The sequence below is a fragment of the Adhaeribacter aerolatus genome, assembly GCF_007991635.1.
Lineage (GTDB): Bacteria > Bacteroidota > Bacteroidia > Cytophagales > Hymenobacteraceae > Adhaeribacter > Adhaeribacter aerolatus.
Genome location: NZ_BJYS01000007.1, coordinates 74897 through 96403, shown reverse-complemented (window position 1 = coordinate 96403; position 21507 = coordinate 74897). Strand labels below are relative to the sequence as shown.

Sequence of the window (21507 nt, the reverse complement as noted above, 5' to 3'; positions counted from 1 at the left end):
ATTTTCTGCCGAAGGATTTAGCCAATTTAATCTGTTTATGGCAGTAAATACGTAGAGAAAATTGCGTGTACGGTAATAAATACTTAAACGTAGAAATATAGATTAAGTATAATAAATATTATATATAAATAAGGGATTAATAGCAATAGGAGAGAACGAGGTTAAGCTTTTAATTAGGTGGGAATATTTTTGGAAGGCAAAAGGAGCTTTCTAATCAGTAATACTTAAATTATTGGGATTGCCGGGAAAGATATTACCGCTGGAGAGGTTAACTGTAATAAAGCCTTTTTCTTGCAGAAGATAGGTGGTTTATAAAATTGTTTACGCCTGAATTTATTTAATCAGTAATTATGCTTATTGCCAGAAATAATAAATTAAAAAACAAGTAATTTATCGCGCATACCAGAACGCATATAGCCCCTAATTATTTGCTGCACGTCTTTATTGTCGTTGTAGCGCTTGATAACTTCTTTAAAATCATTAAAATTAGCTGCACTAAAAGTTTCATCAATAAAGCCAAAACCCAAGTAGTGACCGTTTTCGATGCAAACTATCGATTTTTCTTCGGGCGTCCGGCCTTTACCAATCAGTACAAAATTTTCGTGCTCAAAGCTAAAGGAATCAATAGCCGCATCTACCCGGGCGTTGTATTCTTCCGGCGATTCCTGACCCACGCAAGCGCCTTTGCATTGGTGCACCTGATAATCGAAGCAAGCTCCGTTAGATTTGTACAGGCTGCACATTTTCTGGCAAAGATTAAACTTCTCTACCTTATGAAAAAGAAAACTTTTAGACTTATGATGATTCGAAAGCGCAATAAGTGGTATGCGGTCGCTGCTCACTTTATCGTAAGTCAAGCGTTTGTAACCATTCTGGTCGTAATAAGCATAAATGCCGGAGCTAAACACGCTGCGGCGTTGTTGCCGGTTATAATAAGGTTTCAGCCTTTTTATTTCGTCCGACTCGTACAACAAAGCCACCAGTTCGCTCCCGGTTAACTCGTAAGTTATATCAGCAATCCGGTTCTTAAACTCCAGCGATTTTTTGCTTTTATAATCAATATTAAAATGCTGGATAATACGTTTGCGAATATTTATGCTTTTACCTACGTAAATAATTTCACCATCGCTGTCGTAGAAATAATACACGCCGGCCTGATCTGGTAACGCATCTATCTGCTCGCGGGAGATCTGCGGGGGCAGCAACGACGTTTTTACCGCCGAGGAAATTATCTTTTTATTATTTTCCAATGCATCTGGCGTGGCATCTATAGCGGGTTGGTTCAATTTCAGCAAGCGGTCGAAAAGAACGGCGGTGGCTTCGGCATCGCCAATGGCCCGGTGCCGCATTTTAAGTTCTATGTTAACGCTCTGGCAAAGTTTACCTAAACTGTAAGAAGGTAATCCCGGTATTAAAGAGCGGCTAAGCCTTACGGTACACAAGGTTTTACGCTGGTAATTGTAACCCAAATCACCAAATTCTTTTTTTACAAAAGAATAATCGAACCTAACGTTGTGGGCTACAAATATTTTGCCCTCGGTAAACTGGACAATTTCTTTGGCTACTTCGTGAAATTTAGGCGCATCCCGCACCATATCGTCGGTAATGCCGGTGAGTTGGGTGATAAAGTAGGGGATGGGCCGCTGCGGATTAATGAGAGTATGATATTTATCTACAATGGCTTTACCATCGTGGATAAAAATGGCAATCTCAGTTATTCTGTCCTGGGCCGGCTGACCACCCGTGGTTTCAATATCTATAATGGCGTACAAAACAAAGAAGAGTTTTTAAGAACGATTATTTCGGGGCTTATAGCAGCTCTGTTTTACAAACCCGAAAAAAGGCAAATACGTTTCCTTTTATTAGTAATACTAAATTAGTTAGTAAAAAGTTAAAAATTCAATTTAAGTTCTATTTTATTTAAAAATCTTTACTGCAGGTAAATTATTTTAGCTTCCCACCATATTAATTCCTGTCATTATTAATTTATACTTTCAAATTCAGGTAAGCATATAGTTGCGTCCCACTAAAAAGGCTATAAAAAAAAGCAGCCTTATTGGCTGCTTTTTTCCTAACAAACACTAAACTTACTAATTTTTTACATTCCTGTTTTTAGGGTTGTTAAGCGGTTTTTAGCTTCCAGAATGTCATGGTGCTGTCGTTCAATCACACTCCGTACATCCATAGGTAAGTCCTGAACTTTGAGGGCTTCTTCATAGGTTTTCAGCGCCGCAGCATCGCCGTTTTCGCATTCGTTTAAAATAGCAGAGGTGCTATTACCCGAAATGGCCGATTTTAAATTAATCCAACCCCGGTGTACGGCATTAGCAGCATCCATTACCACACCTTCTACGGTATTGTCGTTCCGGGTTTCGATGCCGTATTGGCGGGCATTGGTTTCTAATTCGCTTACAAATGAAGCCCGTTGTTGGGCTAAACGGCTTAGTTCCGCTTTAATCTGCGGATTTTCTACATTTTCGGCGGCGGTTTCGTAGCCTTTCATGCCGGCTTTGGCAGTTTCTACGAGGTCGTTTACGGCCCTAAAAGTTTTTTCTTCAAAATTGCTATTCATAGTTTTTTCAGTTAACAAGGTCCAATTCCCGGCGCAATTTTCTTTTTCTTAAGTAATTCCGGCCGGAGTAAAACTTTATACCCCTTTCAGACACTTTAAGTTACATGGGTTATTTGGTCTCCTGTTCGGAAGGCTGAGATTTGAGCTTCTTTTTAATTCGGGTAATCAGGTTACTGAAAAAGCCCGGCTCGGTGTTTTTCTGACTGGTATCGCCCAGCAGAAAACCAATTGGCCGTAGCGGTTCGTAAGCATCAAATACAACTTTTAACATGGCAATTACCGGAATAGACAAAATCATGCCGGCGGCTCCCCATATTTCGCCCCCAATAATTAAAGCCAGAATAGCAGCAAACGGGTTAATACTTACTTTAGAACCGGTAATATTGGGCGTAATAAAATTTCCTTCTAAAAACTGAACGAAAGTAAATATACCAACTACGATGAGGGCATTGAACAAGGAACCCGTTTGGATGAGTGTAAATAAAGCCGGTAGCAAAGCTCCGATTAAAATACCAATATACGGAATAACGGTCAGCACCGAGGCAAAAGCGCCAAAGAAAATAGCATAAGGCACGCCCATAATCATTAAACCAATGGTATTCAGGATGGCCACAATTACTATTACAATCATTAACCCGGAAATATAGCTTTCTACCACTTTCTGAATATTATCCATCGTGGTCATAAAAGCATCGCGTTTATCCCGCGAAATACACTGGAAGATAAACCGCCGGAAATGGTCGCGGTAATAGAGCATACAAAAAATATAGATGGGTATTAAAGTAATTACACTTAAAGCGCCGGTAGTAACCGAAATAGTGCTACCCAGAAATCGGGTGCCGGTTTCCTGCAAAGCAGTTAAGTTTTTGCTTAACAGTTCATTTTTGCTGGTAGGCTGAATGCCAAACTTCTGAAAAAGAAATTGTTGAATCTTGTTTACAAACACCAGCAGCTTATCCGAAATATTCTTCATCTCTTCCGAAAAGCTGGCTATCTGCATCGAAAGCAAATAAATAAGCAAGCCTAAAATCAGAATAATAAATACAATGCTGGTAATAATAGCTAAAGAACGAGGCATTCTTTTTTCGAGCCGTTCCGAGATGGGCAATAGCAACAAAGCAAATAAAACAGAAAAAAGAATAGGCACCAGAAAAGACTGAAACATTTGGAGCAGGTAGAGCAATAAAATCAACCCCAGTAAAATAATGGTGTATTTTAAGTAATTTGGTAATTTAAGTTCCATAAAAAGTTAACGTTTAAACCTTTAAGCGTAATGAGTTTTATTTTGTTTGGGAATATAGGGTAATATTTTTCGCAGGACTTGGCGGTAATAAAATTAAATATTATTATTAATCTATTTTGCTCTTTATATTAGCAAAAAAGCCAATTAAAATAGCTTTTTATTGAACCTGTTCCGTCTGAATTTGGTTACTTATAAACCAGAATAAAGATGCTTATTTTATAACATTTTATGTGATTTTTTACGCCCTTTGGCCTTTAGCGGCTCATTCGCCGGTTTTCCGTATCGGATTAAATCCTTACCTTTAGTCTAATTTTATTCTAAAATTTATTGCTTTTTAAGAATGGCAGAAACAAATAATGCTTATACCGAAGACAGTATCCGCTCCCTGGACTGGCGCGAACACATTCGTTTGCGGCCGGGAATGTACATTGGGAAACTGGGCGATGGCTCTTCCCAAGACGACGGTATTTACATTTTAGTAAAAGAAATTATCGACAACTCCATCGACGAATACGTGATGGGCAATGGCAAAACCATTGAAATTAAAATTTCTGAACACAAAGTACAGGTACGCGATTATGGCCGCGGCATTCCGCTGGGTAAAGTAATCGACTGCGTATCTAAAATAAATACCGGTGGTAAGTACGACAGCAAGGCTTTCCAGAAATCGGTAGGTCTGAACGGGGTAGGTACTAAAGCCACCAACGCTTTGGCCAGCTATTTCCGCGTGCAGTCGGTGCGCGAAGGCCAGATGAAAGTAGCCGAATTTGAACGCGGCGAACTGGTGCAGGACCATCCGGTAACCGAAACCAACCAGCGTAACGGTACTTTAATCACGTTTGTACCCGACGATACCATTTTCAAGAATTACCGGTTTATTCCGGAATACCTCGAAAACCAAATGTGGAATTACGTGTACCTGAACGCCGGGCTCACGGTTAATTTCAACGGTCAGAAATTTTATTCCGAAAATGGTTTAAAAGATTTGCTCAGTCGTAAAGGCGATCCCGAAAGTTTGCGTTACCCAATTATTCACCTGAAGGGCCAAGATATTGAAATTGCTTTAACGCACGGCGATGAGTACGGCGAGGAATATTATTCTTTTGTAAACGGCCAGTATACTACCCAAGGCGGTACCCACTTAGCGGCTTTCCGCGAAGCCATTGCCCGGACGGTAAAAGAATTTTTCAAGAAAGATTACGAAGCCTCCGACGTGCGCGCCTCTATAATTGGTGCCATCAGTTTGCGGGTGCAGGAGCCGGTTTTCGAATCACAAACCAAGACTAAATTAGGTTCTATCCTGATGGGGCCCGACAGCCCAACGGTGCGCGGCTACATCAACGATTTTGTGAAGGAGCATTTAGATAACTACCTGCACAAAAATCCGGCCGTGGCCGACGCCATGAAAAGGCGGATTGAGCAAAGTGAGCGCGAACGCAAAGATATGGCCGGCATTAAAAAGCTGGCGAACCAACGGGCTAAGAAAGCCAATTTGCACAACCGCAAACTCCGCGATTGCCGCATCCACTTTACCGACGAGCAAAACGAAAAACACTTGCTTTCTACTTTATTTATTACAGAGGGCGATTCGGCGAGTGGTTCTATTACCAAATCGCGGAACGTGGAGTCGGAAGCCGTATTTAGTTTACGGGGTAAACCGCTGAACTGCTATGGCCTGAAAAAGAAAGTAGTATACGAAAACGAAGAGTTTAACTTGTTGCAGCACGCTTTAAATATCGAAGAAGGTCTGGAAGATTTGCGTTACAACCGCGTGGTAATTGCCACCGATGCTGACGTGGATGGCATGCACATCCGGTTACTACTGCTTACGTTCTTTCTGCAATTTTTCCCCGACTTGGTAAAAAATGGCCACTTGTTTATTCTGGAAACCCCTTTGTTCCGGGTGCGCAACAAGAAAGAAACCATTTACTGCTACAACGAAGAGGAAAAACAGGCAGCCATGAAAAAGCTGGGCAAAAACCCGGAGATTACCCGCTTTAAAGGTTTAGGCGAAATTTCGCCGGATGAGTTTGGTAAATTTATTGGCGATAATATTCGCCTGGAGCCGGTAATTCTGCACGCCGATACTTCTATCCCGAAAACGCTGAGCTACTACATGGGCAAAAATACGCCCGAGCGCCAGCAATTTATTATTCAGAACCTGAAGGTGGAGAAAGACATTGTTGCCGACGTAGAAGAAGAAATTTATGCTTAACGATACTGAAAACGAAGGCCTTTTAAACGAACCGTTTGAAGGCGAAGAGAAAATACACGACATTACCCCGGTTGATGGTTTATACCAGAACTGGTTTTTAGATTACGCTTCCTACGTTATTCTGGAACGGGCAGTGCCGGCCATTGAAGACGGGTTGAAACCCGTGCAGCGCCGCATCCTGCACGCCATGAAGGAAATGGACGATGGTCGCTTTAACAAAGTGGCTAACGTAATCGGCCAAACCATGCAGTATCACCCGCACGGCGATGCTTCTATTGGCGATGCCATTGTAAACCTGGGGCAGAAAGATTTATTAATTGAAACGCAAGGTAACTGGGGCGATGTACGCACCGGCGACAGTGCGGCTGCACCCCGTTATATTGAAGCACGCTTATCAAAGTTTGCGCTGGATGTAGTTTTTAACCCCGATACCACCGTTTGGCAGGCTTCTTACGACGGCCGGAAAAACGAGCCGGTTACCTTGCCAGTAAAATTCCCATTGCTGTTGGTGCAGGGCGTAGAGGGGATTGCCGTTGGATTGTCTACGAAGATTATGCCGCACAACTTTAAGGAGCTAATCAAAGCTTCTATTGATGTGCTCAAAGGCAAGAAAACGCAAGTATTGCCGGATTTTCAGACCGGTGGTATGATTGATGTGACCGATTACAAAGGTGGGGCGCGCGGCAGCCGGATTAGAGTACGGGCAACCATTGAAAAGGTAGATAAATCTTTGCTGATTATCCGGGATGTGCCTTATGGTTCTACCACTACGGCTTTGATGGAATCTATCGTAAAAGCCAGCGAAGCGAATAAAATCAAGATTAAAAAGGTAGTAGATAATACGGCGGCCAACGTGGAAATTCACGTGCAATTACCGCCCGGTGTATCGCCCGATTTAACCATTGATGCACTTTACGCCTTTACCGATTGCGAAATTTCTATTTCGCCGAATATTTGCGTAATTATCGAAGATAAGCCGCATTTTATGACGGCCGACGACGTATTGCAGATTTCGACGCAGAAAACGTTGGCCTTGCTGAAGCGGGAACTCGAAATTCGAGCGGCTGAACTGGATCTGAAATGGCACATGTCGTCGCTGGAAAAAATATTCATCGAGAACCGCATCTATCGCAAAATTGAAGAATGTACTACCTGGGAAGCCGTACTGGAAGCTATTGATAAAGGATTAAAACCTTTTAAAAAGCTACTGCGCCGGGAAGTTACCCAGGAGGATATTATTCGATTGACCGAAATAAAAATTAAGCGGATTTCGAAATACGATTCTTTTAAAGCCGACGAATATATTAACAAGCTGGAAGAGGAAATGGCCGAGGTAGCCGATAACCTGGCGAACCTGGTGCGCTTTGCGATTGCTTACTTCGAAAACCTGTTAAAGAAATATGGCCAGGGACGTGACCGCAAAACTCAAATAAGAACTTTTGATGTAATTACGGCTCAAAAAGTTGCAATCGCGAATCAAAAGTTATATATTAACCGGGCCGACGGCTTTGTGGGGTACGGATTGAAGAAAGACGAGTTCGTGTGCGATTGCTCCGACATGGATGATATTATTGCCATTACCAAAGACGGGAAATTTAGGGTAACTCGTATTGCCGAGAAAACTTTTGTGGGCAAGGATATTATTTATGCCGGTATTTACAGTAAAAACGACGAGCATATGGTGTACAACATGATTTACGTGGATGGTAAATCTGGTATTTCCATGGCCAAGCGCTTCTCGGTAAATGGCATAACCCGTGACAAAGAATACGACTTAACCAAAGGCAACAAAGGTTCGAAGGTACATTATTTAACCGCCAACCCGAATAGTGAGTCGGAGATTGTAACCATTACGCTGGCGCCAGCGTCTACAGCCAGGGTAAAAACCTTCGACTACGACTTTGCCGAGCTGATGATTAAAGGCAAAGGTTCGCAGGGCAACATGGTTACGAAGTACCCGGTGAAGAAAGTAGTACAGAAAAGCCTGGGCGAATCGACTTTAGGTGGCCGCGAAATATACTACGACGAAGTAATTGGCCGTTTAAATACCGAATCCAGAGGACGTTACCTGGGTAGCTTTAATACTGAGGATACGATTCTGGTGCTGTTTAAAGATGGCAGTTATGAACTTACTTCGTTCGACCTGACGAACCATTACGATGTTCAGAATATTGAAATAATTGAAAAGTTTGATCCGGAGCGGGTAATTACGGCTATCCATTACGACGGGGAGAACAAGCAATACTACGTGAAGCGGTTCCGGATTGAAACCCGCACCACGGGTAAGCGTTTCTCTTACCTGAACGAAAGCAAAGGTTCAAAACTGGTTTCGGTAAGTACGCAGGAAGAACCCATTGCAGAAGTGAAGTACCAGAAAGATAAGAAGAGTGAAAAGGAAACCGAAACTATCAGCCTGAACCTCTTTATTGATGTGAAAGGTTGGAAGGCAACCGGCAATAAACTGAATTATTTTAAAATACATAATATTCAAATACTTAAAAAAGCAGAAGAGGAAGTGCCTGAACCAGCGCCGAAACAAGTTAAAAAAGTGCCAAAGTCTATACCTATTACGCTGCCGAAAGAAGTAGAAATATCCGTAGATGGGGCAACTATTCCGCTGGAAATGAGTAGTATAGATGGTACAGAAGATAAACCACCAAAAGCAAAAAAGCAATTAAATTTATTTTAATTCTTGCTTTTGTACTATATTCTTTTATGAAATGACATAGGTAGTATATGATTAAGACCTTTAAAGTTTTTATTTTGGTATTAGGTGCATGGCTGGCAGTGGCGGGCCATGCACTTGCCTCTTTACCTTCGGATGAATTGCTGAAAGAAGCTAACCGTTTGTACCTGGAGTATAAAGACGGGGAGGCCCTCCAAAAATTTGAACTGGTTTTAACCTTTGATTCCAACAACTACGAAGCCCTTTACAAACTAAGCCTGCTCGACCTCCGGATTGGCTCCCGCTTTTCCGATGAAACCCAAAGGCTACAATTTCTTACTTCGGCCCGAGATTATGCTCAGAAAGCACTCTCCGTAAATGCCAATGGGGCTGATGCCCATTATGCGATGGCAGCCGCTTTAAACAATTTATCGTTAATGTCCGGGGTAAAAGAACGCCTGGTTAATATGAAGCTGGTAAAGGCACATCTGGATAAAGCATTAGCCTTAAATCCGGCTCATGCCGATTCTTGGCAGCTATTAGGCCGCTGGTATTATAAAGCAGCTAATCTCAATTTTTTTGAATGTACGGCCTCTAAATTCATAAGCGGCGGCCTGCCGGTTGGCGCCAGCAATTACAAAGCCATTCAATCGCTTAACCGGTCTATCGAGTACAATCCCAGCAATATTAGCAGTTACTACGACCTGGCTATTATTTACCGCGACATGAAAAATCCGGTTAAAAGCGTTGAAGTACTTGAAAAAGCAATTATGCTGCAATTGGTTACCTCCGATGATTTGGAGCTGAGCCGTCGCTGCAAAGCTTTGTTGCATAACCTTGGTAAAACTGCTGCCTAATGTTTTTAGTACAATAATTTGGCTTAAACCATTTCACAAAGTTTTAGGGTTAGCAAAAAAGGAAAATATTCCTTCTTTCAGTATAAAAAATATTCCTTTTTTCAGTAATAATTTAAGCAAATTTATCCCAGATCTATTTATTAGAAGTAATGGATTGGTGCGGTTGAAACATTGTGCGGACTTAAATTATGTATTAACCAGAAAGACCCAAACTACCTTCCCGAAAAGCAAAACCACCTGGATTAAAGGTAATTCCTGTTCCTTATTATTCTCTGTTTTAGAAAAAAATGAATCCTTCCTGTTTCTACTAAAATTCTAGGACTTGGCTTAGGAAATAACGTGGCCGGTGCGCCAGATAGGTAAATCCTTCCATTGTGAGCATAATGGGTATTTCTGTGAAAAATTAAGCAGTTCAAGAGGCTACTTTACTATAATTTATGATTATAGCGGAATAAGTAATAATTTAGCACCGGATTATAGTTTATGAAAGGTTTAGGTGGCATATCGGGCTTTCTGCTGACAGCATATTTATTTAGCGTAAGCGCATGCACCACCGAAGTCATAAACCAGGACCCAATGGTAAATACCAAGGCGCTTACCGGGGTTAGCGAAATCAAAATAGCTGATTTAAACGAGGCTTTAAACCTGGACCAGAATAATGCCGGTTTATATGCCAAGCGGGCTAAACTTTTCTGGCAGGCTAAAAAGCTCGATAAAGCTTTAGCCGATATAGAGCAGGCTATAAAATTTAACAGCAACCAACCCGATTATTATTTCTGGGAGGCCGTTATTTTGCGCGATATGGGCAGAATAACCCAAGCCTTAAACAGGGTGGAGGAAGCTGAAAAAATTGGTTTAAAAGAAGCTAACGGGTATTTACTCGGAGCTGAACTGTTAATAAAGAAAAAGAACTACCAGGGAGCGCTAGAAAAAGTAAATCTGGCGCTGGACGAGGAACCCGATAATGAGTACGGCCTATTTTATAAAGGCATAGCCCGGGCGGCTTTAGGCGATACTGCTTCGGCCATGGTTTTATACCGGCGGGCCATCCGGAATGCACCTGAGTTTGTGCATCCTTATTTGCATTTGGGGAGTATCTACAACGCGCAGCAGAATTATCCGGAGGCCGCTGTTTTCCTGGCAAAAGGAAAAATTTTAGAACCGGCGAATGCCTTTTTATGGTATCAGAAAGGTCTTTGGTACAAAGGCCTGAAAAAACCGGATAGCGCTTATGTGAGTTTTGCCCAGGCCCAAAAGTTAGACCCGGATTTATATCTGGCTAACTACCAGTTAGCTTTAATGGAGTACAAGAAAAGGAATTATGCCGGCGTGGCGGCTAACCTGGAAAAGGTAAAAACCGGACTGCGGAACCTGGAGCAAGGTCAGGAAATGTTAGCCGAAAGCTATGAAAAAACTGGCCGGTATCAGGAAGCCTTAGCGGTTTATAGTCAGGTTTTACAGCGGAAACCCAACGATATTAAATCGATGTGGGGGGTACGTCGTTCAACTTGGGGCATAAAAAAGACGGAGCGGGACAGCCTGCGCAGAACCCGTAATTATAATAATATTATGCCGGCAGATATTTATATTCCGGATGATATCATACAAGACACTATTTATTAAATTTATATAATAAAAATGATCAATATTACTTTGCCAGATAACTCGGTGAGGCAGTACCAACCGGGTGTTACCGGTATGGAAATAGCCGCCAGCATTAGCGAAGGGTTGGCCCGCAATGTATTAGCCGTAAAAGTAAATAATGAAGTCTGGGATTTAAGCCGGCCCATCGAGGCAGATGCCAGGGTGCAATTACTCACCTGGAACGATACTGAAGGCAAAGCTACTTACTGGCATTCATCGGCGCACCTCCTGGCCGAGGCCCTGGAAGCGCTGTACCCCGGCGTGAAATTCGGTATTGGTCCGGCCATCGAAAATGGCTTTTACTACGACATAGATTTGGGCGGGAAGCAGTTGTCGCAGGATGATTTTCCGGCTATCGAACAAAAAATGCTGGAGCTGGCCCGCAACAAAAGCGAATATATTCGCCGGCCCGTACCTAAAGCCGAAGCCATCGAATATTTCAAAACCAAAGGCGACCAGTATAAGCTGGATTTGCTCGAAGGGCTGGAAGATGGTTCTATCACTTTTTATTCGCAGGGCAATTTTGTTGATCTGTGCCGCGGACCGCATATTCCGAATACCGGGTTTATAAAAGCGGCCAAACTCATGAACGTAGCCGGCGCTTACTGGCGCGGAGATGAAAAACGCGAACAGCTTACCCGCGTTTACGCCATTACTTTCCCGAAGCAGAAAGAATTAACCGAATATCTGGAGCGCCTGGAAGAAGCCAAACGCCGCGACCACCGCAAATTAGGTAAAGAGCTGGAGTTATTTGCTTTCTCCGAAAAAGTTGGAATGGGCTTGCCCTTGTGGTTACCCAAAGGCACCATGCTGCGCGAACGCCTGGAGAGTTTTATGCGCAAAGCCCAAACCCGGGCTGGTTATCAGCAGGTAGTTACGCCGCACATTGGCAGCAAAGAACTATACGTAACCTCCGGGCATTACGAAAAATACGGCGCCGATTCTTTCCAGCCCATCCGCACCCCGAACGAAGGCGAGGAGTTTCTGCTGAAACCGATGAACTGCCCGCACCACTGCGAGATTTACAAAACCAAGCCCCGGTCTTACCGCGATTTACCTTTACGGCTGGCCGAGTTTGGGACTGTTTACCGCTACGAGCAAAGCGGTGAGCTGCACGGTTTAACCCGGGTGCGCGGCTTTACCCAGGACGATGCACATATTTTCTGCCGACCCGACCAGGTGAAAGAAGAATTTATTAAGGTTATTGACTTGGTGCTGTATGTATTTAAAGTGTTAGGCTTTGAAGATTATACCGCCCAGATATCTTTGCGCGACCCGGAAAATCAGCAGAAATATATTGGTACCGATGAAGCTTGGGAAAAAGCCGAAAGCGCTATTATAGAAGCAGCCCACGAAAAAGGATTGCGTACCGTAACCGAATTAGGCGAGGCGGCTTTTTACGGACCAAAGCTCGACTTTATGGTAAAGGATGCCTTGGGCCGGAAGTGGCAATTAGGTACCATACAGGTAGATTATAATTTACCGGAACGCTTCCAACTGGAATACACCGCCCCGGATAACACCAAACAACGGCCGGTGATGATTCACCGGGCGCCGTTTGGATCGTTGGAGCGCTTTGTGGCCGTGTTAATTGAGCATTGTGCCGGCAATTTCCCTCTTTGGCTGAGCCCGGAACAGTTTGCCATTCTGCCTATTTCGGAAAAATACCATGAGTACGCTGAAAAAGTTTACCAGCGTTTATTGCAGGAAGACATTCGGGGCTTTATTGACAACCGCGACGAAAAAATCGGCCGGAAAATCCGGGATGCTGAAGTTCAGAAAGTGCCTTATATGATAATTGTAGGCGAGAAAGAACAGGAAAACGATATTATTTCGGTGCGGAAACACGGCGAAGGAGATATGGGCAACTTAACCGTTGATGCATTTATTCAGAATTTTAAAGAAATGTTATCAGATATTTTAAGCAAAAATTAGAATTATTTTTTCATAATACCTGAATTAGTGCGATATTCGCACCTTAGTTGTAAAAACCGTTATTTAAGGAGGCAAAATTATCAATACGAATACTAACAGACGGATGCCGCAGCGTGGGGTGGTAGAGGAACCCTACAAGATCAATAATAAGATTCTGGCCCGGCAGGTAAGATTAGTTGGTGAGAATATAGAGACCGGCGTGTATTCCACGGAAGATGCTTTACGCATTGCCCGGGAACAAAACCTCGATCTGGTAGAAATATCGCCTAAAGCTGAACCGCCGGTTTGTCGTATTGTTGATTACTCCAAGTTTAAGTACGACTTGAAGAAGAAGCAGCGGGAAATGAAGGCCAAAACGCAGAAAGTGGTAACAAAAGAAATCCGCTTTGGCCCCAATACCGATGATCATGACTTCGAGTTTAAAGTAAAACATGCCCGGGCTTTCTTAGAAGATGGCGCCAAAGTAAAGGCTTATGTGCACTTTGTTGGCCGGACCATTGTGTTTAAAGAAAGAGGAGAGGTGTTGTTACTTAAATTTGCCCAGGCCCTGGAGGATGTAGCAAAAGTAGAGCAATTGCCGAAGCTGGAAGGTAAACGGATGTTCTTGTTCCTGACACCGAAGCCAAAGAAATAAAATATTACGGTTTGAATTATTTCGGCCGGAAAAAAGTTTAAATCAATTACCTAAATTTCTATAAAATGCCTAAAGTTAAAACTAAATCTGGTGCAAAGAAGCGGTTTTCTTTAACAGGTACAGGCAAAATTAAGCGGAAACACGCTTTTAAGAGCCACATCCTGACCAAGAAAACCACCAAACAGAAGAGAGCATTAACGCACGTGGGCCTGGTTAGCTCCGCTGACGAGAACCGCGTAAGAGCCATGCTCAACATCTAAAATTATTTTTCACCCGGGGCCTGGTAAAAAGAATTCCGCTGGAATCACCAATCTCCAAAAATTAAGTTAAAATGCCAAGATCAGTCAATGTCGTAGCTGCCCGACAAAAAAGAAAGCGCATCATGAAACTGGCAAAGGGTTATTTCGGACGTCGCAAGAATGTTTGGACCGTTGCCAAGAATGCCGTTGAAAAAGGTTTAGTTTATGCTTACCGCGATCGCAAAGCCAAGAAAAGAGATTTCCGTGGCTTGTGGATCCAGCGTATTAACGCCGGTGCGCGCGAATATGGTTTATCTTACTCTCAGTTTATGGGCGGCTTAAAGAAAGCCAATATTAACCTGAACCGGAAAGTATTAGCCGATTTGGCAATGAACAATCCGGCTGCCTTTAAAGGTATCATCGAAAAAGTTAAATAGCCTTAATTGCATAAATAAAAAAAGCTTAGCCCCCCGCTAAGCTTTTTTTATTTAGGTTAAATATTCTTTATGATATTTTATTATATCTATATTGTAAAAAACAAAAAAAGCCTTAGGCAGTTAACCTAAGGCTGTGTAGCGGGGAGGGGATTTGAACCCCTGACCTCAGGGTTATGAATCCTGTGCTCTAACCAACTGAGCTACCCCGCCGTGTAATTGGAGTGCAAATGTATAAATAGGTACATACAAACACAACTTTTTTTAAAATAAAAAATATTGATTTTATTTGAGCATCTTTTCTACTCTACCCTCTAACCTCTGTGCTATGAAAAAGCATAAATTTGTATGCGAACGCATCATCAATGCCTCCCCCCGCATGATTTACCCTTATTTAAGTTCTGCTTCCGGTTTGGAACAATGGTTTTGCGACAAAGTAATTGTGAACGAAGACAAAACCTTCAACTTTATCTGGGATAACCAGAACCATTTCGCCGAAATGACCAACCACCGCTTAAATAAATCGGTGCGGTTTGTTTTTCTGACCGATGATAAAAAACACGAGCCTGATGCGAGTTATATGGATTTTACCATAGAAACCAGTGACCTAACCCAGGAACAGTACCTGCGGGTAATAGATTATTCAGACGAAGAAGATATGGAAGAGATGAAAGAGTTGTGGGATGGCCTGATTGTGAGTTTGCGTGAAATTATTGGGGGCTAAATTTCGTTATTAAATAGCTTAAAATATCCGGCACGGATTTATGAAAGCAATAGGAATATTTATTGCTTCGACCCTACATGAAAAAATTAGATAAGTTAATATTAAAATCTTTTTTAGGTCCTTTTGTTTTAACGTTTGCGGTAGTAGAATTTATTCTGCTCACGCAGTACATGCTTAAATACCTCGACGATTTAGTAGGCAAAGATTTAGGCATACAGGTAATTATTCAGTTATTAGGTTACTTTAGTTTAAACATGGTGCCCGTAGCTTTGCCGCTGGCTGTTTTGCTTTCGTCGCTGATGACTTTCGGGAACCTGGGCGAGCACCATGAACTAACGGCTATTAAAACTTCCGGTATTTCGCTGCTCCGTATTTTGCGGCCGGTTTTTTTTGTCGCGTTATTATTATCTGTCGGCGCCTTCTTTTTTAACGAAAAAATAGTGCCGAAAGCCAATTTAAAAGCTTACAGCTTGCTCTGGGATATCCGGCAAAAAAAACCTTCGCTCGATATCCGGGAGAAAATATTCTACAACGGTATTCCGGGGTATAGCATTAAAGTAGATAAAAAGTATGATGATGGTTCTACGCTGAAAGGTGTAATGATATACGATCACTCTGATGCCAATGGCAATACCAACGTTATCTTGGCCGACTCCGGCCGGATGTACACTAAATTTAACGAGCAATATTTAGCGCTCGATTTATTTAATGGACAGTTGTTTGCCGAAGGGGCGCAGCAAGGTTCTATGTCGGCGACGAACAACAATGGGGCTGGTTTTTTCCGGCAGCGCTTCGAAACAAATAAACTGCTTTTTAACTTATCTTCTTTTAACCTCGACCGGACCCGCGAAGAATTATTTAAAGGCAGCAAAATGATGCTGAACATTAAAGAATTGCAGCACGTCACCGATTCGCTCCGCACCCAGTTAAGTAAAGATAAGGAAACCAGTGGGATACAAATTAGTCCTTATTATACGTATTTACCCGTAGATTCTGCCCGGCGGGCTACTAAACCCAAGGTGGCAAAAGTAACTAAACGCAAACTGGAGCCTGTTACCCGCGATATTTATTCGGCGGCGGCCAATAAGGCCCGTAATATTCGCAGCTTTACTACTACGGCAGCCGATAAACGCAAGGTTGCTTATCGCGAGGCCAACAACTACGAAATTGAAATTTACAAAAAGTACACCCAATCGGCAGCCTGTTTAATTATGTTTTTAATAGGTGCCCCGCTGGGCGCCATTATAAAAAAAGGTGGCTTGGGAATGCCCGTTATTATTTCTATTATATTTTTTATTATTTATTACGTGCTCACCATTTTGGGCGAAAAATGGGGGCGCGAAGGCCTGGTGATTGTACCGGCCGGGATGTGGGCGGCTAATTTTATATTATTGCCGGTTGGCTTATTTTTCCTGTACCAGGCTCGCAACGACTCTAATTTGCTCGAACTTGATTTCTGGCGGAAGCTAAGCCTGCGGCTAAAGAAAAATAAAATGTAGCATTAGGAAAGTTTAGGAAAAAATTTCCGATAAAGGAAACAATTTTGTAACTTTGCGCCTTATATAAAAAAATATACTCGGAAATAGATTGATAAGTATAAATACCCCGATGAAATTAACAACTGAAGCGAAACAAGAAATTTTTGAAAAAAACAGTTTAAGTAAGTCTAAAACCGATACTGGTTCTCCTGAATCGCAAATCGGTCTGTTTACCCATCGTATAATCCACCTGACAGAGCACTTAAAATCTAATCAGAAGGATTTTTCTACCCGGTTAGGTTTGCTGAAACTGGTAGGTAAAAGAAGAAGACTTTTAAACTACTTATCAAAAACTGATATCGCAAGATACCGCGCCATTATCAGTGAGTTAGGTATAAGAAAATAATAAACTATTAGGGAATTCATAAAAGGGTTCCCTAATATTTTTATACCTATTTCTTTTTCTTATTACAGATCTTATGCAGGCTTATGCCTGCTTTTTAATGTTTTAAAATAGATGTCTTATAAAGTTATAAATAAAACTATACGCCTGGCCGACGGAAGGGAAATTACCCTCGAAACCGGAAAACTGGCGAAACAGGCCGATGGTGCCGTAGTGGTAAGAATGGGTAATACCATGTTGCTGGCTACCGTTGTTTCGGCTAAAGAGGCCCGCGCCGGCGTCGACTTTCTGCCTCTGTCGGTAGATTATCAGGAGAAATTTGCTTCCTCCGGTAAAATTCCGGGTGGCTTTCTAAAAAGAGAGGCGCGTTTATCAGATTACGAAATCCTGATCAGCCGCTTGGTTGACCGGGTGTTGCGTCCTACTTTCCCGGATGATTACCATGCCGAAACGCAAGTATTAATCAGTCTTATCTCGGCCGATACGGAAGTATTGCCGGATGCCCTGGCCGGTTTAGCCGCTTCGGCTGCTATCTCGGTTTCCGATATTCCATTTAATGGTCCCATTTCGGAAGTACGGGTTGCCCGCATCGATGGTCAGTTTATAATTAACCCGACCTTAACCGATTTAGGCCGGGCTGATATCGACATGATTGTAGGTGGCTCCATGGAAGGGGTAGCTATGGTAGAAGGTGAAATGAACGAGGTGTCGGAAGAAGAAATGCTGTCCGCCATTCAGTTTGCCCACGAAGCTATCAAAGACCAGTGTCAGGCTCAGATTGAGTTTGCCCAGGAAGCTGGCGCTACCGAGAAGCGGGAATATTCGCACGAAACCCACGATGACTCCTTGAAAGACCAAATATTTAAGGCCGTATACGATAAAGCTTACCAGGTAGCTTCCAGTGCCAACCCGGTGAAAGCCGAACGTAAAAAAGCTTTTGGTGCCATTAAAAAAGAGTTTGTTGATTCTTTGCCGGCCGAACAGGAAGTAGACGAAGAATTAATATCTAAATATTACCACGACGCCGAAAAAGCAGCTGTACGGAACGTTGTTTTAAATGAACGGCTACGGTTAGACGGACGTCAGTTAGACGAAATCCGCCCGATTTGGTCAGAAGTGAATTATTTGCCATCTACCCACGGATCGGCGGTATTTACCCGCGGCGAAACCCAGTCGTTAACCACGGTTACGTTGGGTACCAAACTCGATGAGCAAATGATCGACGGAGCCATGTTCTCGGGTTATAATAAATTTATCTTACACTATAATTTCCCGGCTTTCTCTACCGGCGAAGTAAAACCAAACCGCGGCCCCGGCCGGCGGGAGGTAGGCCACGGTAACCTGGCCATGCGCGCCTTGCGGAAAGTATTACCTGGTGAAGAAGAAAATCCTTATACCATCCGGATTGTATCGGATATCCTGGAATCAAACGGTTCTTCCTCGATGGCTACAGTTTGTGCCGGTAGTTTGGCGCTGATGGATGCCGGGGTGCAGGTTAAAGGTGCAGTAGCGGGTATTGCCATGGGTTTAATTACCGATACCGAAACCGGTAAGTTTGCTGTGTTGTCTGATATTTTAGGTGATGAAGACCACTTAGGTGATATGGATTTTAAAGTGGCTGGTACCAAACAAGGTATAACAGCTTGCCAGATGGATATTAAAGTGCTGAGCTTAAGCAATGATGTTTTGTCACAGGCTTTAAGCCAGGCCAAACAAGGCCGCTTGCACATCCTCGGCGAAATGGAAAAAACCATTACGCAGCCTAATGCGGATTACAAACCGCATACGCCACGTTCGCAGAATATTATTATTGAAAAAGAATTTATCGGCGCTATTATTGGGCCAGGCGGTAAAGTAATTCAGCAGATTCAGAAAGATACTGGTGCAACTATCCAGATTGAAGAGAAGAACGAAAAAGGCTACGTTAATATCTTCGCGGTGAACCAGGAAGCCATGCAAGAAGCCGTACGTAAAATTAAAGCCATTGTAGCCGTGCCCGAAATAGGAGAGGTTTACGTAGGAAAGGTTAAATCTATTCAGCCTTACGGAGCCTTTGTGGAGTTTATGGCCGGTAAAGATGGTTTGCTGCACATTTCGGAAGTGAAATGGGAGCGTTTAGAAAGCCTGGAAGGCGTATTGGAGATTGGCGAAGAGATTAAAGTGAAGCTGATGGATGTAGATAAGAAAACCGGCAAATTCAAACTGTCTCGGAAAGCTCTGTTACCAAAACCCGAAAATGTGAGCGATAAAAAATAAGCTGCGCTTCGGCGAACTAATTTTAGTATAAATTCAGTTACAAATAAGATATCTGCACACTACCAAATAGAAGCAGAACCTAACAATCAGAAAAGCTTTAAATCATTAATCAGGGAGGTGCATTGAACCTCCCTGGTAAATATTAAAGGGCCAATAATTGTAACTGAAAGATCTTAACTAATTAAAAAATTAAATTATTTAGACAATACTCTAATGAGACAGCTTAAAATAAGTAAACAAATAACCAACCGCGAAAGCCAGTCGCTTGATAAATATTTACAGGAGATTGGAAAGGTTGATTTGCTTACTCCGGACGAAGAAGTAACGTTAGCCCAGCGCATTAAAGAAGGTGATCAGTTTGCGTTAGAAAAGTTAACGAAAGCCAACCTTCGCTTTGTGGTTTCGGTAGCCAAACAATATCAGAACCAGGGTCTGTCTTTAGGGGATTTAATTAACGAAGGTAATTTGGGTTTGATTAAAGCCGCCAAACGCTTTGACGAAACCCGTGGTTTTAAATTTATTTCCTACGCTGTTTGGTGGATTCGTCAGTCTATTCTGCAGGCTTTGGCCGAGCAGTCGCGGATTGTGCGTTTGCCTTTAAACCGGGTAGGTTCTTTAAATAAAATCTCCAAATCATTCTCAGAACTGGAGCAGAAGTTCGAACGCGAGCCCTCTCCGGAAGAAATTGCAGAAGTACTGGAATTAACCACTTCTGAAGTAGTTGATACCCTAAAAATTTCCGGCCGCCACGTATCGGTAGATGCGCCGTTTGTGCAGGGAGAAGAAAACAGGTTGTTAGATGTGCTGGAGAACGAAGATGAAGAATCGCCGGATACCGGTCTGATGAACGACTCTTTGCGCAAAGAAGTGCAACGGGCCTTATCTACTTTAACCAAGCGCGAAGCCGATGTGATTACCCTTTACTTTGGTTTGAATGGGGAACACTCTTTAACCCTGGAAGAAATTGGCGAAAAGTTTAACCTGACCCGCGAGCGGGTTCGGCAGATTAAAGAAAAAGCTATCCGGCGCTTACGTCATACTTCGCGTAGCAAAGCCCTGAAACCATATTTAGGTTAATATTTAAAACAAAAAGCCTTAACCAACCAAGTTAAGGCTTTTTGTTTTTAAGTTCTTATCAAACCCCCACTTTACCGCAAAAGCACCTGTTCTAATCCGGCTCATTTTAAGGTTCTGCTTTGGTAGTAGTGAAATTAGCTGCAGAATATTTTGTAATATTGCAGCCACAAAATTTGCTTAGAGAAAGTAATGGATTCTGAAATAATTAAATGTTTAATTATTGGTTCCGGACCGGCAGGTTATACCGCCGCTATTTATGCGGCCCGCGCCGGTTTACAACCAGTAATGTACCAGGGTTTACAACCCGGTGGGCAGCTTACCATCACCAACGATGTTGAAAATTATCCGGGTTATCCGCAAGGCATAAACGGCCCGCAAATGATGGAAGACTTTAAAGCCCAGGCGGCCCGGTTTGGCACGGATATCCGGTACGGCATTGCCACTGGAGTTGATTTTTCGAGTAAGCCCCTGAAAGTAACCATCGACGACAACCTGACTCTGGCTGCTCACACCGTTGTTATTGCAACCGGCGCTTCGGCCAAATGGCTGGGCCTGGACTCGGAAGCACGTTTAAATGGCAACGGGGTTTCGGCTTGTGCGGTTTGCGATGGCTTTTTTTACCGCGGACAGGAAGTTGCCATTGTAGGAGCGGGCGATACTGCCTGCGAAGAAGCTACCTACCTCGCTAATTTATGCTCGAAAGTATACATGATTATCCGCCGCGACGAAATGCGGGCTTCCCAAATTATGCAGCGCCGGGTAAAAAATAATCCCAAAATTGAAATAATCTGGAACTCAGTTACCGATGAAATTCTGGGAGAGCAGGCCGTGGAAGGGGTACGTTTAAAAAATACGATTACCGGGGAATTAACCGAAATACCGGTTTCGGGTTTCTTTGTAGCCATTGGGCACGAGCCTAACTCCAATATATTCCTGGATTATATTAACCACGATGAACAAGGTTACCTGCGTACTATTCCGGGCTCAACCAAAACCAATATAGACGGTGTTTTTGCCTGCGGCGATGTGCAGGACAATGAATATCGCCAGGCGGTTACAGCCGCCGGAACCGGTTGTATGGCCGCACTTGATGCTGAACGCTACCTGGTGGCAAATGAAATCCACTAGATA

General features: G+C 43.0%; 17 protein-coding genes and 1 tRNA gene. 14 read left to right on the top strand and 4 right to left on the bottom strand.

Going from position 1 to position 21507, the window contains the following annotated elements; genetic code table 11:
* Nucleotides 1-374 precede the first annotated feature (374 nt).
* The 3 genes from AAE02nite_RS06800 to AAE02nite_RS06790 form a co-directional block, all read right to left on the bottom strand.
* Complete coding sequence (locus AAE02nite_RS06800) at nucleotides 375-1772, bottom strand: exonuclease domain-containing protein (RefSeq protein ID WP_146896281.1); 1398 nt, start codon at nucleotides 1770-1772, stop codon at nucleotides 375-377.
* Nucleotides 1773-2098: 326 nt separating this feature from the next.
* Nucleotides 2099-2572, bottom strand: a complete 474-nt coding sequence (locus AAE02nite_RS06795) for a ferritin-like domain-containing protein (RefSeq protein ID WP_146896279.1) — start codon at nucleotides 2570-2572, stop codon at nucleotides 2099-2101.
* A gap of 109 nt (nucleotides 2573-2681) precedes the next feature.
* Nucleotides 2682-3815 carry an AI-2E family transporter gene (locus tag AAE02nite_RS06790; protein ID WP_146896277.1) on the bottom strand — a complete coding sequence of 378 codons (1134 nt, stop codon included), beginning with the start codon at nucleotides 3813-3815 and terminating at the stop codon, nucleotides 2682-2684.
* A gap of 340 nt (nucleotides 3816-4155) precedes the next feature.
* On the opposite strand from AAE02nite_RS06790, the gene AAE02nite_RS06785 reads away from it, so the two are divergent.
* The 8 genes from AAE02nite_RS06785 (at nucleotide 4156) to rplT (ending at nucleotide 14441) form a co-directional block, all read left to right on the top strand.
* Nucleotides 4156-6030 carry a DNA topoisomerase IV subunit B gene (locus tag AAE02nite_RS06785; protein WP_146896275.1) on the top strand — a complete coding sequence of 625 codons (1875 nt, stop codon included), beginning with the start codon at nucleotides 4156-4158 and terminating at the stop codon, nucleotides 6028-6030.
* The gene (locus AAE02nite_RS06780; RefSeq protein WP_146896273.1) at nucleotides 6023-8719 is read left to right on the top strand and encodes a DNA gyrase/topoisomerase IV subunit A; all 2697 of its coding nucleotides are present in this window, start codon (nucleotides 6023-6025) and stop codon (nucleotides 8717-8719) included. The genes AAE02nite_RS06785 and AAE02nite_RS06780 overlap by 8 nt, the downstream gene beginning before the upstream one ends.
* Nucleotides 8720-8766: 47 nt before the next feature.
* Nucleotides 8767-9552, top strand: coding sequence for a tetratricopeptide repeat protein (locus AAE02nite_RS06775; RefSeq protein ID WP_146896271.1), 786 nt, complete (start codon nucleotides 8767-8769; stop codon nucleotides 9550-9552).
* A 483-nt stretch (nucleotides 9553-10035) separates the two neighbouring features.
* Nucleotides 10036-11175, top strand: coding sequence for a tetratricopeptide repeat protein (locus tag AAE02nite_RS06770; protein ID WP_146896269.1), 1140 nt, complete (start codon nucleotides 10036-10038; stop codon nucleotides 11173-11175).
* 15 nt (nucleotides 11176-11190) lie between these two features.
* The gene (thrS, locus tag AAE02nite_RS06765; RefSeq protein ID WP_146896267.1) at nucleotides 11191-13131 is read left to right on the top strand and encodes a threonine--tRNA ligase; all 1941 of its coding nucleotides are present in this window, start codon (nucleotides 11191-11193) and stop codon (nucleotides 13129-13131) included.
* 103 nt (nucleotides 13132-13234) lie between these two features.
* The gene (gene infC / locus AAE02nite_RS06760; protein ID WP_146896265.1) at nucleotides 13235-13765 is read left to right on the top strand and encodes a translation initiation factor IF-3; all 531 of its coding nucleotides are present in this window, start codon (nucleotides 13235-13237) and stop codon (nucleotides 13763-13765) included.
* Nucleotides 13766-13830: 65 nt separating this feature from the next.
* Nucleotides 13831-14025: a 50S ribosomal protein L35 gene (gene rpmI, locus AAE02nite_RS06755; RefSeq protein ID WP_146896263.1), complete on the top strand. Its 195-nt coding sequence runs from the start codon at nucleotides 13831-13833 to the stop codon at nucleotides 14023-14025.
* A 71-nt stretch (nucleotides 14026-14096) separates the two neighbouring features.
* Nucleotides 14097-14441 carry a 50S ribosomal protein L20 gene (gene rplT / locus AAE02nite_RS06750; protein ID WP_146896260.1) on the top strand — a complete coding sequence of 115 codons (345 nt, stop codon included), beginning with the start codon at nucleotides 14097-14099 and terminating at the stop codon, nucleotides 14439-14441.
* 136 nt (nucleotides 14442-14577) lie between these two features.
* Here rplT and AAE02nite_RS06745 read toward each other — a convergent pair.
* Nucleotides 14578-14651: transfer RNA gene (locus tag AAE02nite_RS06745), tRNA-Met, on the bottom strand.
* A 115-nt stretch (nucleotides 14652-14766) separates the two neighbouring features.
* Between AAE02nite_RS06745 and AAE02nite_RS06740 the strand changes: the two genes are divergently transcribed.
* The 6 genes from AAE02nite_RS06740 (at nucleotide 14767) to trxB (ending at nucleotide 21504) form a co-directional block, all read left to right on the top strand.
* On the top strand, nucleotides 14767-15162 hold the full coding sequence (locus tag AAE02nite_RS06740) for an START-like domain-containing protein (RefSeq protein ID WP_146896258.1): 396 nt from the start codon (nucleotides 14767-14769) through the stop codon (nucleotides 15160-15162).
* Between the two features lie 77 nt (nucleotides 15163-15239).
* Nucleotides 15240-16661: an LptF/LptG family permease gene (locus AAE02nite_RS06735; RefSeq protein WP_146896256.1), complete on the top strand. Its 1422-nt coding sequence runs from the start codon at nucleotides 15240-15242 to the stop codon at nucleotides 16659-16661.
* Between the two features lie 109 nt (nucleotides 16662-16770).
* On the top strand, nucleotides 16771-17046 hold the full coding sequence (gene rpsO / locus AAE02nite_RS06730) for a 30S ribosomal protein S15 (protein ID WP_146896254.1): 276 nt from the start codon (nucleotides 16771-16773) through the stop codon (nucleotides 17044-17046).
* A 111-nt stretch (nucleotides 17047-17157) separates the two neighbouring features.
* Nucleotides 17158-19299, top strand: a complete 2142-nt coding sequence (gene pnp / locus AAE02nite_RS06725) for a polyribonucleotide nucleotidyltransferase (protein ID WP_146896252.1) — start codon at nucleotides 17158-17160, stop codon at nucleotides 19297-19299.
* Between the two features lie 213 nt (nucleotides 19300-19512).
* Nucleotides 19513-20376, top strand: coding sequence for a sigma-70 family RNA polymerase sigma factor (locus AAE02nite_RS06720; protein ID WP_026464485.1), 864 nt, complete (start codon nucleotides 19513-19515; stop codon nucleotides 20374-20376).
* A gap of 189 nt (nucleotides 20377-20565) precedes the next feature.
* Nucleotides 20566-21504, top strand: a complete 939-nt coding sequence (gene trxB, locus AAE02nite_RS06715; RefSeq protein WP_146896250.1) for a thioredoxin-disulfide reductase — start codon at nucleotides 20566-20568, stop codon at nucleotides 21502-21504.
* Nucleotides 21505-21507: the final 3 nt, after the last annotated feature.

Excerpts from the sequence above, each read along its gene's own strand:
- AAE02nite_RS06795 (WP_146896279.1), bottom strand. The coding sequence starts at position 2,572 with ATGAATAGCAATTTTGAAGAAAAAACTTTTAGGGCCGTAAACGACCTC.
- AAE02nite_RS06790 (WP_146896277.1), bottom strand. The coding sequence starts at position 3,815 with ATGGAACTTAAATTACCAAATTACTTAAAATACACCATTATTTTACTG.
- AAE02nite_RS06785 (WP_146896275.1), top strand. The coding sequence starts at position 4,156 with ATGGCAGAAACAAATAATGCTTATACCGAAGACAGTATCCGCTCCCTG.
- AAE02nite_RS06780 (WP_146896273.1), top strand. The coding sequence starts at position 6,023 with ATGCTTAACGATACTGAAAACGAAGGCCTTTTAAACGAACCGTTTGAA.
- AAE02nite_RS06775 (WP_146896271.1), top strand. The coding sequence starts at position 8,767 with ATGATTAAGACCTTTAAAGTTTTTATTTTGGTATTAGGTGCATGGCTG.
- AAE02nite_RS06770 (WP_146896269.1), top strand. The coding sequence starts at position 10,036 with ATGAAAGGTTTAGGTGGCATATCGGGCTTTCTGCTGACAGCATATTTA.
- thrS (WP_146896267.1), top strand. The coding sequence starts at position 11,191 with ATGATCAATATTACTTTGCCAGATAACTCGGTGAGGCAGTACCAACCG.
- infC (WP_146896265.1), top strand. The coding sequence starts at position 13,235 with ATGCCGCAGCGTGGGGTGGTAGAGGAACCCTACAAGATCAATAATAAG.
- rpmI (WP_146896263.1), top strand. The coding sequence starts at position 13,831 with ATGCCTAAAGTTAAAACTAAATCTGGTGCAAAGAAGCGGTTTTCTTTA.
- rplT (WP_146896260.1), top strand. The coding sequence starts at position 14,097 with ATGCCAAGATCAGTCAATGTCGTAGCTGCCCGACAAAAAAGAAAGCGC.
- AAE02nite_RS06740 (WP_146896258.1), top strand. The coding sequence starts at position 14,767 with ATGAAAAAGCATAAATTTGTATGCGAACGCATCATCAATGCCTCCCCC.
- AAE02nite_RS06735 (WP_146896256.1), top strand. The coding sequence starts at position 15,240 with ATGAAAAAATTAGATAAGTTAATATTAAAATCTTTTTTAGGTCCTTTT.
- rpsO (WP_146896254.1), top strand. The coding sequence starts at position 16,771 with ATGAAATTAACAACTGAAGCGAAACAAGAAATTTTTGAAAAAAACAGT.
- pnp (WP_146896252.1), top strand. The coding sequence starts at position 17,158 with ATGTCTTATAAAGTTATAAATAAAACTATACGCCTGGCCGACGGAAGG.
- AAE02nite_RS06720 (WP_026464485.1), top strand. The coding sequence starts at position 19,513 with ATGAGACAGCTTAAAATAAGTAAACAAATAACCAACCGCGAAAGCCAG.
- trxB (WP_146896250.1), top strand. The coding sequence starts at position 20,566 with ATGGATTCTGAAATAATTAAATGTTTAATTATTGGTTCCGGACCGGCA.